At 71.1% G+C, this 14160-nt stretch carries 12 protein-coding genes; 6 read left to right on the top strand and 6 right to left on the bottom strand.

Annotated features, from left to right (window positions below; all coding sequences use genetic code 11):
- Window positions 1–6: 6 nt before the first annotated feature.
- The 4 genes from WMF33_RS37695 to WMF33_RS37680 form a co-directional block, all read right to left on the bottom strand.
- Complete coding sequence (locus WMF33_RS37695) at window positions 7–1269, bottom strand: hypothetical protein (protein ID WP_437333132.1); 1263 nt, start codon at window positions 1267–1269, stop codon at window positions 7–9.
- A gap of 29 nt (window positions 1270–1298) precedes the next feature.
- Window positions 1299–2627, bottom strand: coding sequence for a hypothetical protein (locus tag WMF33_RS37690; RefSeq protein WP_437333131.1), 1329 nt, complete (start codon window positions 2625–2627; stop codon window positions 1299–1301).
- Between the two features lie 944 nt (window positions 2628–3571).
- Window positions 3572–4642, bottom strand: coding sequence for a glycosyltransferase family 4 protein (locus WMF33_RS37685; protein WP_437333130.1), 1071 nt, complete (start codon window positions 4640–4642; stop codon window positions 3572–3574).
- Window positions 4635–5072, bottom strand: coding sequence for a serine O-acetyltransferase (locus WMF33_RS37680; RefSeq protein ID WP_437333129.1), 438 nt, complete (start codon window positions 5070–5072; stop codon window positions 4635–4637). Before WMF33_RS37680 ends, WMF33_RS37685 begins: the two co-directional genes overlap by 8 nt.
- Before the next feature lie 184 nt (window positions 5073–5256).
- On the opposite strand from WMF33_RS37680, the gene WMF33_RS37675 reads away from it, so the two are divergent.
- The 6 genes from WMF33_RS37675 to WMF33_RS37650 all read left to right on the top strand — a co-directional run bounded on the left by WMF33_RS37675 (window position 5257) and on the right by WMF33_RS37650 (window position 11462).
- The gene (locus WMF33_RS37675; protein ID WP_437333128.1) at window positions 5257–5919 is read left to right on the top strand and encodes a hypothetical protein; all 663 of its coding nucleotides are present in this window, start codon (window positions 5257–5259) and stop codon (window positions 5917–5919) included.
- 695 nt (window positions 5920–6614) lie between these two features.
- A complete protein-coding gene (locus tag WMF33_RS37670) occupies window positions 6615–6914 on the top strand; it encodes a hypothetical protein (RefSeq protein WP_437333127.1) in 300 nt (99 codons plus the stop codon).
- 178 nt (window positions 6915–7092) lie between these two features.
- The gene (locus tag WMF33_RS37665; protein ID WP_437333126.1) at window positions 7093–9159 is read left to right on the top strand and encodes a hypothetical protein; all 2067 of its coding nucleotides are present in this window, start codon (window positions 7093–7095) and stop codon (window positions 9157–9159) included.
- Between the two features lie 162 nt (window positions 9160–9321).
- On the top strand, window positions 9322–9540 hold the full coding sequence (locus WMF33_RS37660; protein WP_044989269.1) for a hypothetical protein: 219 nt from the start codon (window positions 9322–9324) through the stop codon (window positions 9538–9540).
- Window positions 9541–10001: 461 nt separating this feature from the next.
- Window positions 10002–10472: a ferritin-like domain-containing protein gene (locus tag WMF33_RS37655; protein ID WP_437333125.1), complete on the top strand. Its 471-nt coding sequence runs from the start codon at window positions 10002–10004 to the stop codon at window positions 10470–10472.
- A gap of 207 nt (window positions 10473–10679) precedes the next feature.
- On the top strand, window positions 10680–11462 hold the full coding sequence (locus WMF33_RS37650; protein ID WP_437333124.1) for a leucine-rich repeat domain-containing protein: 783 nt from the start codon (window positions 10680–10682) through the stop codon (window positions 11460–11462).
- Here the strand turns inward: WMF33_RS37650 and WMF33_RS37645 are convergent.
- Together WMF33_RS37645 and WMF33_RS37640 are read right to left on the bottom strand one after the other, a co-directional pair.
- On the bottom strand, window positions 11443–13137 hold the full coding sequence (locus WMF33_RS37645) for a M23 family metallopeptidase (protein WP_437333123.1): 1695 nt from the start codon (window positions 13135–13137) through the stop codon (window positions 11443–11445). The genes WMF33_RS37650 and WMF33_RS37645 overlap by 20 nt on opposite strands.
- On the bottom strand, window positions 13134–13721 hold the full coding sequence (locus WMF33_RS37640) for a hypothetical protein (RefSeq protein WP_437333122.1): 588 nt from the start codon (window positions 13719–13721) through the stop codon (window positions 13134–13136). The genes WMF33_RS37645 and WMF33_RS37640 overlap by 4 nt, the downstream gene beginning before the upstream one ends.
- Window positions 13722–14160 lie beyond the last annotated feature (439 nt).

Genomic DNA, 14160 nt, shown 5'->3' with positions numbered 1-14160 from the left:
CGGTGCTCAGGAGAAGCGGAGCGAGCCAGCAAGCGCAATCGCGCCGGGCACGCCGGTCACTTGCAGATTGATCGGCGTCATCGTGATCGCGACGCCGTCGATCGATTCGGTGAAAGAGGGCACTTGCAAGGTCGTGAAGTCGATCCCTTTGAGGAAGAGCGTGATCAGCGGCGTCAGCGAGCCGACGATGCCCTGGACGATGAACTCGGTCATCCAGCTCATCACCTTGCTCGGGATCGGGCCGCTCGGCCGCACGAGCAGCGTGAAGGGTCTGATCGACGACTCGACGATGCGCAGCCCGCCGCTCCCCGGTACGATGCTGCACGTCGCGGTGGGGTTCGGCACGGCAACGGCGTCGTAGCCGAGGCCGATGTCGACAAAAAACACCGTCACGCCCGCGTTGATCGAGCCGGTCAGCGAGAACGCGATGTCGAGCTCGGTGCCGCGCAGCGTCACGCGCGGAGCGGCGAGACGGAAGGAGAAGTGGTAGTGTGCGTTGAACGCGCTGTCGCCTTTGCTGTCGGAGCGGTTGAGCGCGCCGCTCTCGCCGATCGCGTGGCTCGCGGCGGCCTGCATCGCCCGCTGCGTCAGTAACATGACGAACGGCGCGGTCGGGCCGTCGATGCCCTCGGCCGGAATCGACGGCACACCAGCCCCGGCGAGCGCGGCTGCGACGTAGAGGCGCTGCCGCGCGATCGTGATGACGGGCGCCGTCAGCGCGACTCGCGGCACCGACAGCGGCGGAATCGTCAACCCCTTGAACAGCGCGTTTGCGGCGCTCAGCACGGCCGGCAGGATGAAATTATCCACGATGAACTGCGCCCCGACGGTCGGCTGCGTCGGCGCGGTCGCAGCGAGCGCCTGGAAGCTGATGGTGCCGTTGACGGCGGCGACCGCGCAGGTCACGCGGATGTCGGTCACGAGCGGCGTCGGCGGGCTCTTGCGATCGCCGAACGTGAACGCGAGCGACGGGAACGTCAACGAGAATGCTGGCGCGATCGAGGCCGCGTAGGCGATCAGCTCCCGTGTATCGGTGTCGTTTTCCTGCGGCAATGTGCTCGCGATGAGCGACACGATCTCTGGCGGCGGTGCGAGATCGAAGATTGGCGGCTGCGTCGCGTCGTAGGTGACGTCGATCGCGATGCCGCCGAGCGATAAGTTTCCGCTGCCACGGAACACCTTGCCGAGCGGGTGCAGCTTATTCCAGACCGCGGCGCTGCCACGGTTGAGCTCGTCCTCCGACAGGCTGAGCGCGACGTCGAACGTCATCTCCGTCCTCCTTCGGCGCCGAGGCGTCTCTACGGCGCAAGGACCTTTGCAATCGCGGCATTGACCGCCGTCGAGAGGTAATCGAGCGTCGACTTCGTGCCGAGCGCGTTCTCGACGCTTCGGCGCAGGAGGTCCTTGATGAATTGTGCGTCCGCGAGGCTCTGGACGACCTGGTCGTACAGCGTGTCCGGCAGCGACGTGCTGAGAGCGATGTCGATCTCGGGAATGTCCGTGGTGAGCCTGGTCAGCGTCAGCGTGACGTTCGGGCCCGAGCCGCCGATTTCGATGGTGCCGCTGAGCGACAGCGACGGCACGCCGAAGGCGTCGGAGAACGTGCCTTGGCCCAGATCGCTCGCCACCGCGCGCGCGAGCTCGCTGTACGGTCGCGTGACGTTGGCCGCCGTCCAGCGCGCGTGCGCCTCGTCGATCTCGCGCTCCGCCGCCTCGTATATCGGGTCCAGCGCGAGGTGCGACTGCGTGGCGAGCGCACGCGCCGCACCCGGATCGGCGTTGCGGATGGCTTCCATGACGTTGCCGACCGTCGTCGTGCCCTGCGCGGGCCCATGCGTCGCCTGATGGTAGAACTCGTCCTTGGCCTTGCCGACCTCGAGATATTTCGAATCTCCGGTGTTCTCCCAGAGCTTGGCCGCCGAGCGCGCGAACGCGAGCTGCATCTTGAAGGCGTGAAGGCGATACGTCGGATCGCCGACCGAGCGCGCGGGGTCGTTCGGGCTCTTCGCTGCAACGGTGGTCTGGTCGGCGAAGTCGCGCGAGGTTTTGCCGTCGGTCACCACGGTCGGGAATGCATGGCGGAAGAACGTGTCCCCGCGCACGATCTCGTTCATCGCGTCGTTGTTGTCGTAATAGGCGCCGACGAGCTGCTGACCTGTAGGCGACTGCGCGAGCTGCGCCTGGTAGTTGCGGGCGAGGGCGATGTGCTCGTCGTCGAGCTCCGAGCCGTCCGCCGCCGCCGCGCTCGACCGCGGGGGAAGCAGGCCGAGCAGAACGGTCGCGGCGGCGACCGCGCAGCCCGCAAGGCCCGAGCCGTCGACGCTGTACTTGCCGGCCAAGACGAGACTGTCGAAGCCGATCTTCGCGTTGAACGCGCCTGTCTTCGAGTCGAACTCGAAGCCCTGGTCGTGAATCGTATCGAGACCCGCGACCGTGGCTTCCGAGAGCGAGATCGACACGGTGCCCCAGGGATCCTTGTTGAACAGCGCGATCGGCCCGAGGTCCTTCACAGGTCGCGGCGCGAGCGGCGGCAGCGAGGCGCGGCCGTCCTCGAGGCCGTTCAGGATGATCGTCGGCAGATAGAACGGAGTCCCCTTGGTCCAGAGCAGCTTCCAGGCGAGCTGCATAACGGTCTCTGGGACATTGCCTTCGGTGCCCGGCAGAGGTGTCATTTAGAAGCCCTTTGAAATACGCTCGCATCCATCCCGCGAGGAACGCAGCGGAGAGGCCGGGGAGGACGATAGAGGTGCTTCCGCGCGAGCGATAGGATGGCTTCGGCGTGTATGAGTGTCAAAATGAAAATCCAGCGCGACGGAGGGCATAACGTACGGTCCGTGCAGGGCGAACGGTGGTGCGCCGGAGCTGGGCTCGTTTCATTCGGTACAGGTCTATATTCTAGCCATCTCGCATCCGCGTTCGCTGTTGCTCGACAATGCCGGTCCTCTGGTCTTTCTATCCCAGTAGGACGCGCCAGGTCATGATGATGCTGAGGTTCCGGTGCTGACGCCGTTTGGGTCTGCCGGTTGACAACCTCATCGGTCCACCCATCGCCGGGGTGATGTGCCCAGGCAGTGGGCTCGAACGACCGGTCATGGCGTTTGAATCTGTCGATCGCGCTCTGAGTGAGCAGAGGGGCACCTGTTGCCGAGCACGCTATCTGGTGAAAAGCGGGCCTCCGCGATCCGGTGATCTGATGCCGAGGACATCCGAGTCCTGATCCTCCGGAGGCTCCGTGTGCCCGTCGCCCGCCTGGAAGGTGCCCTGCGGGGCGGAGTACGGGTCAAGTGCGGCGCAGCCGGCGAGCGCAGCGAACGGCGATATGCTCGAGCGGTGCTTCAGCGCCGTCGCGGCGCGCTCAACAGAGCCGCTGCGCGCGCCTGCGCGACGTCGGCCTCCGCAGCTCCGCCGACTCCGCGGCGTACACCGACGCGGGGGACCACGGAGGAGCCAAGCAGGCCGGCTCCGTCGCCGCGGCGGCCATGCCGCCACGGGCCTCGACGGCATCGACCAAACGGCAGCAGTGGACGTGGAGGGGCCGCCTCGTGCCCGCCCCGCCGCGCGGAGCGCGCCCTCACCCGCGGCCCGACGCCGGCGCGGGCCGGCCGCCCAGCTCCCCGTAGAGGCCGGTGAGCCGCTCGACGACGGCCGCGATGTCGTACCGCGACCGCGCCCGCTCCCAGGCGCCGCGACCCATCCGCTCGCGGAGCTCGACCGAGCCGAGCAGCCGGTTGATCCGCTCAGCGAGCGCGTCCACGTCGCCCGCCGCGATCAGGAAGCCGCTCTCGCCGTCGGCGATCACCTCGGGGACCGCGCCGACCCGGGTCGCCACCACCGGCCGGGCCGCCGCCATCGCCTCCAGGAGCGCGATCGGCAGCCCCTCGGCGTGGGACGGGAGGATGAACACGCTGCTCCCCTCGATCGCCCGGGACTTCGCCTCGCCGCGCACGCTGCCCAGGAACCGCACGCTGTCGCCCAGGCCGAGCTCCGCGACAAGGCGCTCGTAGCGGGCGAGGGCGCCGGGCTCCGCCGGCCCGGCGAGGTTGAGCACCGCGGCGGGGTGCTGCCGCACCACCTGCGCGAACGCCCGGATCGCCTCCGGGACGCCCTTGCGGTCGTCGATGGAGCCGAGGAGCAGCACGCTCGGGGCGGCGGGAAGCGGGAGCGGCGCGGCCGGCACGGCGACCGCGTTCTCCAGGGTGACGATGCGGGAGCCGGGCGCGATGCGGCCGAGGTAATCGGCCCAGTACGCGCTCAGCGCGATCACCGCGTCCGCGTCGCGCAGGCTCCGGGCGATCCACCCCTTGAGCCGGCTCTCTGCGACGAAGTCCTCGAACTTGCTGCCGTGGATGTGCAGGATCGTCCGGTAGCCGAGCCACTGGCCGAGCTGCGAGAAGACCGCCTTCTCGTAGAAGGACCACCCGTACGACGAGTGGATGTGCAGGACGCGGCACCCGGGGCTGTTGGCGACGATCGCCGCGCACCCGCGGGCGAAGCGCGCCAGCTTGCCCCGCAGCCCGGGCTCGGGGGCGGTGTCGCAATGGCGCGTGGGGATCCGCTCCAGCATGGTCTCGACGTAGGTCGCGATCCCCCCCACCGCCGGGGCTCGCGGGCCGATCACCAGCACGCCCGCGCGCTCAGCCATCGGCGCCCTCGCTCGCTTGCTTCAGGATCCGGGCGGGGACGCCGCCCACTGTCGCGCCCGCCGGGACGTCCTTGACCACCACCGCGTTCGCCCCCACCACCGCGCCGCGCCCGATGCGGATCGGGCCGAGGATCTTCGCGCCGGCGCCCAGGTAGACGTCGTCCTCGATCACCGGCACCCCGGTTTGGCCCTGGCGCCCGCCGATCGTCACCTGCTGGGCGATGACCACGTTCCTGCCGATCCGCGCCTGCGCGTGGATCACCACCCCCATCCCGCCGTACCCGAACCGGGTGCCGGCGCCGATCTCGGCGCTGGGCGGGATCGAGCTATTGTACACGAGGAAGGTCGTCCAGTAGAGCAGCTTGGGGACCACGGGGATTTGCTTGGCGTGGCACCAGTGCGCGACGTTGTACAGATGAATGGCGTTCATGGAGTTCTCGACGGCTCCCGCCCGGGCCGGTCGGGCCAGTCGTCCACCAGCGTGGCAGCATGGCCAGCATGGCTCGGCGCGCGTCGCGGCGGCGCCCGGCGCTGGTAGGTCTCCGCCATCGTCGCCACGTCGGAGGGAGAAGGAAATCCAAACGTCTCGGAACGTCAAGCCCCAACTGCGGGGCGTGCCCGTGGTTGACAGGGCGATGTTTTATGCTACCCGGCGCTCCCGCGCCGACCGCGCCGACCGCGCCGACCGCGCCGACCGCGCCGGTGCGAAGCTTCCCGACGCCAGGCTCTCCGGAGCGAAGCTGACGTCGGTCGCGGCATGCAACGCGGCGCGATCGATCGAGGAAGCCCGGCGACCAGCGGCGAGCGTTGGAATCGCCGCACACGATGACGCCAGCGTGCCCGTCGGAATGCTGCGCTGGCCGCACCGACGCGCGCCATGGTGCGATATTCTCATGATGAAGCCAGATCTCGCGGCGCTCGTGGCGTCCGTCGTGACGCTGATGAGCGCCTTCATCATGGGCTGCGGGGCTGACTGCGAGAGCACCTGCGAGAAAGCGCATGACGCAGGCTGCGGATACATGTGGACGAGACGAGAGGAGCTCGACCCCAGTCAGCCCCCGAGGCCAGCCTGGGATTGCGCCAGCCTGTGCGCGGACATGGAGAGAAAGAGCGAGGTGACCGACTGTACGAGCGAGCTCGATGACTACATCGGCTGCCTCGACGACCAGCGCAGCGTTTGCGAGACCGGCACATGCGTCTCGGAGGGGATTCGTCACACGGCATGCATGCTCAGCTACTGCGCGAAGCACGGCGAGGGACTGTGCTCATCTCTGTAATCCGCGCCTGAGCGCACGCCCAACCCTGGTCGGGCGACCCGGGTTGTGACCCGACCGCCCCGATCGGGTCGTGCTCACTGGCTCGAGCCCTTTCCGGCGCTGCATTCAGCGCCGGGACACAGCGCACGACCACGTCAACGCGCGTCCTGATCTCTCGGGCTGGCGCATCGTGGCTCATCATGGATCATGATGGATGTGCCCGTGGGTCTGCGAGCCGGAGCTCGCCGGAGACCGACGCGGGCCGCCTACTAGAGCGGCTTTTCGCTGGGACTGACACATCGTCCTCCGTCTCTCGTGCCCGTCCCCGTCTTTCGTCTCCCGTATCCCGTCTTTCGTCTTTCGTCTTTCGTCTTTCGTCTTTCGTCTTCGCTCTTCCGTGCGCGTGCGCGCCGATTACGGGGAATCGCGCACGCGCACGCGCACGAGGGACGCGCACGAAGACGGGAGACGGGGGACGGGACACGCAGGACGGGGAACGCAGGACGGCAACCCCATGGAGAGCCTACCGCCGGATGATCAGGCCAACCGGCTGATTCCGAGGTTCCTGGCAGAGGGGGCGTGTCGGGCGGGGCAGGATGCCGGGTTGTGCAGCGCTGGAGCGCTGTCCGAGGCATCTCGTTTGCACCCGCGACGGGACGAGGACGTCATCGCTGCATCGCGCGCGCTGCGCCTCGGTCGAAAGGGGAGGTACCATCATGAGCACTCTTCGCAAGGTCCACCTGGGTCTCGGTCTCGCCTTCGTGACGGCGCTCGGCTTCGTGGCGGGCCCCGTGTTCGCGGACACCCCCTCCGATGACGAGTCGGTCGGCGAGGCAGCTTCGGCCCTCTCCTACTCCTGCACGATGTCGGGACCTCCGGGGTACAGGGCCGACGCGATCTTGACCGTGCTCCCGAACGGGACGTGTCGCCGGGATCGCACGGGCATCCCCGGCCTGATAACCACGCCCTCGTGCCACGAGGTGGCGAGGAACATCGGCTGTATCCTCATCAACTGATCCAGGACGTTCCGCCGATCGTCGCGCGGCGCGCCGCGCCGGCACCCGCCGTGGGATCCAGCGCCCGAGGGGAAATCCTCACGCGGCGAGGAGGCTCGCCCGAACCCGCGCTTCGTGGATCTTTGCACCGGGCATGAACCGACGCATGCTCGGCGCAAAACCCGATAGACTGCGCTGCGTGGACGCCACGACTCACCACGAAGCGGAGCGGCCTCCGTCGATTCCGCCGGCAGCCAGGTACAACCCCTCGCAAGGGACGTTCGAGCTCGGGGAGACGGACGCCGACGGCCGCCCTTCCGGCGAGCACCTGGTCTACCGCGCGAGCGACGGCTCGTTGCTCTCGCGCTGCTGCTACGCGGACGGGGTGAAGGACGGGCCGTTCACCGTGTTCCACCCGAACGGTCAACCCGCGCAGCGCGGGCGCTACCGGGGCGGCCAGCTCGATGGCGAGGTGGTGGCGTACGGCAGCGACGCCCCGACCGAGCTCAGGCTGCGACGGTGCTGTGTGCCGCCCGGCGCCTGGGAGCTGCGAACGCAGGTTCGGCAGGGGCAGATCCTGCGCGAAGTCTTTCACGACCGCGCGGGGCACCCGATCTCCGCGGACGGCTCCCGCTGGCCCGAGCGACCCGCCGGCGTCGCCGAAGCGGCGGACTACGACCAGGGCTCGCAACGCTGGATCCTCGTCGAGGAGGACGAAGCCTCGGCCGCGACCCTCCACCGTTACTTCACGACCGCGGGAAAGCCCGCTCAGGAGATCGAAGTTCGCGCTGGAGCGCGTTATCGCGAGCTCCAGTACGACGCCCTGGGCCGCCCCTCCGAGGAGCGGCACCTCGATCCCGAGGGGCGCTTGCACGGCCCGTCCACCCGCTGGTTCCCCGATCCGGACGCGAGCCCGTACCCCGATCCGCGCGTGCGCGAGGAGCGCGGTCAGTACGCGCACGGGCACCCCGTCGGAGCGTTCACGATGCTCGACGCGGACGGGGCGCCGGTCGTTCGGCGCGAGCTCGGCGCGGCCCTCGACGAGGCCAGCCTCGTCGCGTCGCCCGCGCTCGCCGAGGACCTCGCGGCGTGGGACGCCGAGCGCGTCTGGGCCCTCGCGCGCGAGCTCTTGCAGGGAGGCCGCGCGCGCGAGGCCTGCTGCGCCGCGGCCCGCGCGGCGGCGCGCGGCGGCGAGCGCGAGCGGCTCGCCGAGCTCCTGCGCGCCGCGACGCTGCAGCCAAGGCCCGAGATCGCGGAGCGACGCGGGCGAGCGCTGCTCGAGGCGACCGACACGACCGCGCTCGCCGCCCTGGACGCGCTCTTGCTCGGCGCCGCGCCGAGCGCAGCCTACCGCAAGCTCGCCGCCGCCTTTCCGGGCTCGCGCCGCGTCGCGCTCTCGCTCGTCGAGGCGGCGCTGCTGCTCGAGCCCGAGCGCCGCTCGACCTGCATCACGCGCGCGCTCCTGCGTCTCGATCTCGGCGACACGCGCGGCGTGCTCGAGGACGCCGATCGCATCGAGCCCGAGGCGCCCGCCGTGGCCGAGCACCTCAGGACGGTGGTGCGGGTGCTGTTCGCGGCGCTCGATTTCTGGCCGGCGCGCCAGGCCATCGATCCGGTGCCGGGCGACGCGTCGGTCGAGGTCGAGGTCGGCCAGCCGATCGAGCAGGTCCGGCAGAAGATCCAGGTCTACGCCACCCGCTTGATGCGCCTGCGCGAGGCCGTGCAGCGCGGCCTGTCGGGCGCGGAGCCGTGTCCGTGGCTCCCGCCGGACCTGTCGCACCTCCTGCCGGAGGGGCCGGTGGAGCTCGCGCGGACCGAGGCGACGTTGACCGAGGAGACGGAGAATGGCGTGGAGACCGTCGAGCTCACCGTGGACGAGACGCTCGACCCGGGAGCCCTGCCGGTCTCCCTCCTGATGCGAAGGGTCCGCGCCGAGTGGGCCGCCCTCTGCTGGCTTTGCTGGTCCGCCGGCCTCGACCGCGTCGCGCTGCCGGAGCGCATCGCGCACCGGCCCGACTTCACGGCGGCGGTCAACATGGCGCTCTCCCGCTGCTTCCGCGCGCGCGACCAGCGGCAGACCGGCGGGCTCGTGAGCCGGGCGCGCGGCGTGCCGGGCTTCGTCTGGGAAGGGCACGCGATCGACGAGCTCGACCCCACGCTCGCGGCCATCGCGGCCGACGAGACCTTCGAGGTGCGCTGCCTCTTCGCGTGGCTCCTGTTCCCGGAGAACCTCTCCCCGTTCCAGAGCGATATCCGCGCTGCGTGACGCCGATTCAGGGGGGATGGGACGTGATTGATTGTCTCGCGCCGCCGCTCCAGCCCTGAGCCCGCGCCGCCGGGCGCGGAATTCTCTTGCCGGCGCCGATCGGCGCGTGGATGCTCTCCCCGGATGCGCGGGTGGCGCGCAGAAAGGATGAGCGTCGAGGCCATGGACGAGCTCGTACGACAGGTCGCAGAGAAGGTGGGCATCTCGGAAGACAAGGCGCGCGTGGCCGTGGAGACGGTGGTCAATTTCCTCAAAGCGAAGCTCCCCGCTCCGCTCGCCGCCCACGTCGACACCGCGCTCGGCGCCGCCGCCCCCGCCATCGCCAACCTGGACGTGGGCGGCCTCGCGAGCTCCCTCGGCGGCCTCTTCGGCAAGAAGTAGCCTCGCCCCCTTCGCTGGGGCTGCCCGCCCTCTCCCTTCCACCGAGCACCTCCCCCTCTCCCGACCTCGACGGCGCGGCCTCCGCGCTCCTCCAGGCCGAGGCGCGCTCACGTCCAGGACGCGCTCAGGCCGCGCCGCTCCGGCCGGCGCGATCACGCTGCCTGCGCCCTCGGCGTTCCACGGCTCCGTCCTGGCCCGGCGCGCGCCGCGCGGCCTCGATCTGGGCTGCGTCTTCGCATCCGCCGTGCGCGCGGGGCCCGGAGAGGCCGTCGCGGGCACGGCCGCCCGTCGACGAGCGTGGAAGGCGCGCTGTTCCTGGACGGCGCGCGCCGCGCGATGGATAGCCGCTGCACAGGCGGGCTCCGGCACCGGGCTTGCGAGCATCGAAGACCTGGAGAAGCACCCGCCCACGTCCCTCTTCCCGGGCGGCGCAGCTTCCGGGTCGAGAGGAGCGATATTCCATGGCGTCCGTGATCGGCGGCGAGGCCGCGTTCATCGGGTCCTTGACTGAACTGATCGAGCTCAATTGGTCCGCGGTGGACGCGCTCCGAGCGGCCCTCTCGCGGATGAGCCGCCCAGGCGACAAGAGCCGGCTGGCGATCTTCTTGAGCGATCACGAGCGCCACCTCGAGGAGCTCGCCGCCCTGGCCCACGAGCTCGGCGATCCGCCCGTCGAGAGCGCCGTCCGGCCCAAGCTGAAGAGCAAAGCGCTGACGAACGGGATGGCCGGAGAACGCGCCATCCTGGAGGCGATGAGGCATTACGAGGAAGACAGCTGCGCCGCCTACGAGAGGATGATATCGTCGCGCGAAGGCCTCTCGGACCGCGCGCGGGACCTCCTCCGGCAGTCGCTCGCGGTGGAGCGGCGTCACCGGGAGTGGTTCGCGGAGCAGCTCGACGCCCGGCAAGGGCTCCTGCTCCTGCCGCTGTAGCGAGCGCGCCGGTGCGCAACCCATGCGCAACCAACGACGGTGTCGACGATGACTCCGTCCTGATCGAAGATTGACGCTCGGAGTCGATTCGCGTCCACGCGATCTCCGCTGCGGGCGCGGAGGCCCTGTCGGAGCTCGGCGATTGGCGCCGTGAGGGCGCTTTGCGGGCGGCGGTTTTCTTTCGCCGTCTCGTGTATCATCGCCGCGATGATTCGCCCCCTGGTCCTTGCCTCCCTTGGCCTCGCCATCTCCCTCCTGGGCTGCGACGAGCCCAAGAAGCCCGCCGCCCCTGCGGCCTCCGCCGCCCCCGCCGCGCAGGCGCCCGCCGCCGCGACGCCCGCCGCGAGCCCCGCGGCCAGCGCGCCGGCGCCGCCGAAGAAGGAGGTCGTGTGCACCAAGAGCGACCCGGTGACCTTCTCGCATCCGGCGCTCGAGGCCAGGGTGCGGCAGCAGCTCCAGAAGCCCGAGGGGCCGATCAAGCGCGCCGAGCTCAAGAACATCAAGACCATGAACCTGTCCGACGCGCAGGGGCTCGACGAGCTCGATCCCTGCCTCTTCCCCGAGCTCACGGGCGTCAAAGGGCTTTACCTGCCGCCGGGCAAGATCGACGATCTCCGCCCGATCAAGGGCCTGCTCCGGCTGGAGTCGCTGCGCGTCTCGGCGACGCTGGTCAAGGACCTCTCCCCGCTGGCCGGGCTCGTCAAGCTCGACCGGCTCGACATCGGCCGCACGCCCGTGGAGGACCTCACCCCGCTCGCCGGCCTCACCAACCTGACCGAGCTCCAGATCGACGAGACCGAGGTGACGGACCTGCGCCCGCTCGCCGGCCTGAAGAAGCTCGAGATGCTCCAGATGAAGCGGACGCGCGTGAGCGACGTGTCGCCGCTCCGGGAGCTCAAGAGCCTCAAGAACGTGTACCTCGAGGGCTCGCGGGTCGACGACGCGAGCCCGCTCCGGAGCATCCCCGGGATCAAGATCCACGAGGGCTGACGCGCCCGGCCGCGCGCCGCCGCGCCGCGCCGAGCGCCGCCGCCGCGGCGAAGAGCCCGAGCGGCCAGCGCGCCGCCGCGCCGCCCGCGCCGCCCGCGCCGGCCGCGGCGCACGCGCAGCCGAGCTCGCCGTGGACGCCGCCGTTCATGAGGGGCCCGTCGTCCGCGGCGCCCCCTGCGCCGCCCGCCGCGCCGCCGGAGCCGCCGGAGCCGCCGGTCGCCCCGCCGGCGCCCTCGCCCGGCGGCGGCGCCTCGACGAGCGCGTCGATGACGTAGAGCGCCGGCCCGGAGCCCTGCGCCAGGAAGGGGCGCGGCGGCAGCGCCGGGCCGAGCGGCAGGGCGGCGAGCCGCGCCGCCGGCCACACGACGGCCTCGTCCGGATCGAGCCGCCACGCGGCGGCGGCCGCCGCGTCCGGCACGGCCCGGCGCGCGGCGCCGTCGACCAGCCACACGGACGCCCCGCCGTCGTCGCCGCGCACGAGCAGCGGCGACGGCGGGAACGCGTCGCCCTCGGGGAGCGCCTCGAGCGCCGCGTCCGGCGCGCTGGCGACGTCCCAGAACCGCGAGAACCGCCAGGCGTCCAGCGCCCCGGCGCCGTCGAGCGGCCGCCGCACGCCGTCCGGCAGCTCGAGCGGGCACGCGAGCGCCCTCGGGCTGCCCTCGAGCTCGACCTCCTCGCCGCTCAGCGCGTCGACGCCGTAGGCGTGGACCGCGTGCTCGCCCCCGAGCAGGCTGAGCGGCATCGGCGCCTCGAAGCCGTGCGCGCAGGAGCCGAGCGGCGCGCAGAGGTCGTCCCGGGGCCGGTCCGCGGCGAGGGGGCGGCCCTCGGCGCCCGCGTCCGTCGCCGCGGCGTCGAAATAGAGCCGCGCGCTGCCCGGCGCGCCCTCGGCGGCGTCCGGGTCGTGGGTCCAGCCGCGGATCCCGTCGCAGCCCGCGGTCTCGAGGGCGCCCTCGGGGGGCTCGTTGAGGAGCGCCTGGTACGAGGCCACGAGCGAGCTGTAGGGCGGCACATACACCAGCCCGACGCCGCTCAACGACTGCCGCACGTTGAAGTGCAGGTGAATCGTCGTCGGCGTGCCGCCAAACACGTTGGAGACCTTCCCGATGCGCTCGCCGCGCGACACGCCCTGTCCCACCGAGACCTGGACATCGGACATGTGCAGGTAGTCGTAGCGAGTCCCGTCCTCGCCGGTCAGGTACACGGAGTAGCCGCCGATGCTCGTGATGATGCCGTCCGCCACCGCGACCACCCAGTATTTGCCCGCCTCGCACGTGGGCGGCCGGACGTCCTGCCCCTGGTGTCCCGCCCCGGAGGGGCAGAGCGGCATCGCCCACGACCGCGACTCGCAGAAGTTGTCGCGCCACGGATAGGCGTAGTTGTCCGCGTCGCACTGCCCCCCGCGCGGGCCGGCGCTCCCCCCTTTGCTGTACACCTGGGAGTTGGCGAACGCCGGGCCCTCCTCGAGGGGAAAGCGCATGGCGGGCGCGTACACGACGCCATCGGCGCGCCCCTCGCCCGAGCCGGGGACGAGCTCGCCGGCCGGATGATAGGAGAACGGATCGGCCGCGGCCGCGGTCGGCAAGAGCGCGAGCGCGAGCGCCGCCGCGGCGACGAGCGGGGCCGGCGCGGCGGGGCGGCGGCGACGGAGGCGGGGAGGGTGGAGCGGCGCGCTCATGGCCTGTCTCCCGCCGTCTTCGCGCCGACGCCGCCCACGTAGACGAGCTCCGCGGCGAGCTCGCGGAGGAGCGCATCCGAGGCGCAGGGCGGGGCCTCCGGCGACGCGCACTCGACGTCGAGGGCGTAGGTGACGCCGTTCTCGATCCACGACGCGGTCCAGATGCCCTCGTTCGCCGTGATGAGCGCGGGCGCCCCGCGCACGGCGTGGGCTGGTTGGAAAGGTGGAATACCTGGATACTTGCGCTCAAGGCGGGTCATGGTGAGCGAGACGGTGATCGACTCCGTCTTTGCCCAGAACGACGTCCAGTGCTCCTTGGCCACGAGGACCGGCGCCGCGAGGAGCTCGGGCCGGGGCGGCACGAGCACCGGGACCTGCGAGATCCTGGCGGCGTGGGCCGCCGCCTCGGGCAGCGCCGCGAGCGCGCCGCGGTCGACCGAGGCGGCCGGCGGCCAGGTGACGGCGGCGATCACCGGGGCCGCCGTGGCGACGAGCGGCTGGGCGGCGGCCGGATCGCGCGGGGCCTCGGTGGGAGGAGCGGCCTGGTCGCACGCGGCGAACGCAACAGAGAGAGAGAGGAGCACAACGAAAGCGGTGGGAACGCCGCGCATGGAGCCTCGCGGAAGGGGACCCACGAGTGTAGTCGAAGAGCTGCGGCCATGGCCAGGAGATGACGTGGCGCGCGCGAGATGTCGCCGGGGTGTGACCGGGGCGACGTGACGCCGTGCGCGAGGCGCCGGTGAGGGCGCGTCATGGGTGCGTGTGCGTCAGACGACACCGCGCCTTCCATGCGTGCGTGAGCTCATGGCCGCAGCCATGCGGCCGCGCTCGTCCGGCGACAGCAAAAAACAGGCATTCGTCGGTCGCGCGCGAGGCGTGGAGCTACCCCGGGATCACCGTATGTCGGGAACGTGTTTCGAGCTTTTCAACGAGACGCTCCGTGGTAGTTCAAATCACGTCCTGCAGGCGCGTCGGCGGCGGCTCGCTGGCGCTCGCGAGGATTGAAACAGGGGATCGATAGGA

Source organism: Sorangium sp. So ce394 (assembly GCF_051474665.1).
Classification (GTDB): Bacteria; Myxococcota_A; Polyangia; order Polyangiales; family Polyangiaceae; genus Sorangium; species Sorangium cellulosum_D.
Note: the sequence above shows the minus strand (reverse complement) of the source record. Positions and strands in the feature narration are given on the sequence as shown.

Bases quoted from the DNA above. Each gene is read 5' to 3' on its own strand.
- WMF33_RS37695 (WP_437333132.1), bottom strand. From the start codon at position 1,269: ATGACGTTCGACGTCGCGCTCAGCCTGTCGGAGGACGAGCTCAACCGT.
- WMF33_RS37690 (WP_437333131.1), bottom strand. From the start codon at position 2,627: ATGCAGCTCGCCTGGAAGCTGCTCTGGACCAAGGGGACTCCGTTCTAT.
- WMF33_RS37685 (WP_437333130.1), bottom strand. From the start codon at position 4,642: ATGGCTGAGCGCGCGGGCGTGCTGGTGATCGGCCCGCGAGCCCCGGCG.
- WMF33_RS37680 (WP_437333129.1), bottom strand. From the start codon at position 5,072: ATGAACGCCATTCATCTGTACAACGTCGCGCACTGGTGCCACGCCAAG.
- WMF33_RS37670 (WP_437333127.1), top strand. From the start codon at position 6,615: ATGAGCACTCTTCGCAAGGTCCACCTGGGTCTCGGTCTCGCCTTCGTG.
- WMF33_RS37660 (WP_044989269.1), top strand. From the start codon at position 9,322: ATGGACGAGCTCGTACGACAGGTCGCAGAGAAGGTGGGCATCTCGGAA.
- WMF33_RS37655 (WP_437333125.1), top strand. From the start codon at position 10,002: ATGGCGTCCGTGATCGGCGGCGAGGCCGCGTTCATCGGGTCCTTGACT.
- WMF33_RS37650 (WP_437333124.1), top strand. From the start codon at position 10,680: ATGATTCGCCCCCTGGTCCTTGCCTCCCTTGGCCTCGCCATCTCCCTC.
- WMF33_RS37645 (WP_437333123.1), bottom strand. From the start codon at position 13,137: ATGAGCGCGCCGCTCCACCCTCCCCGCCTCCGTCGCCGCCGCCCCGCC.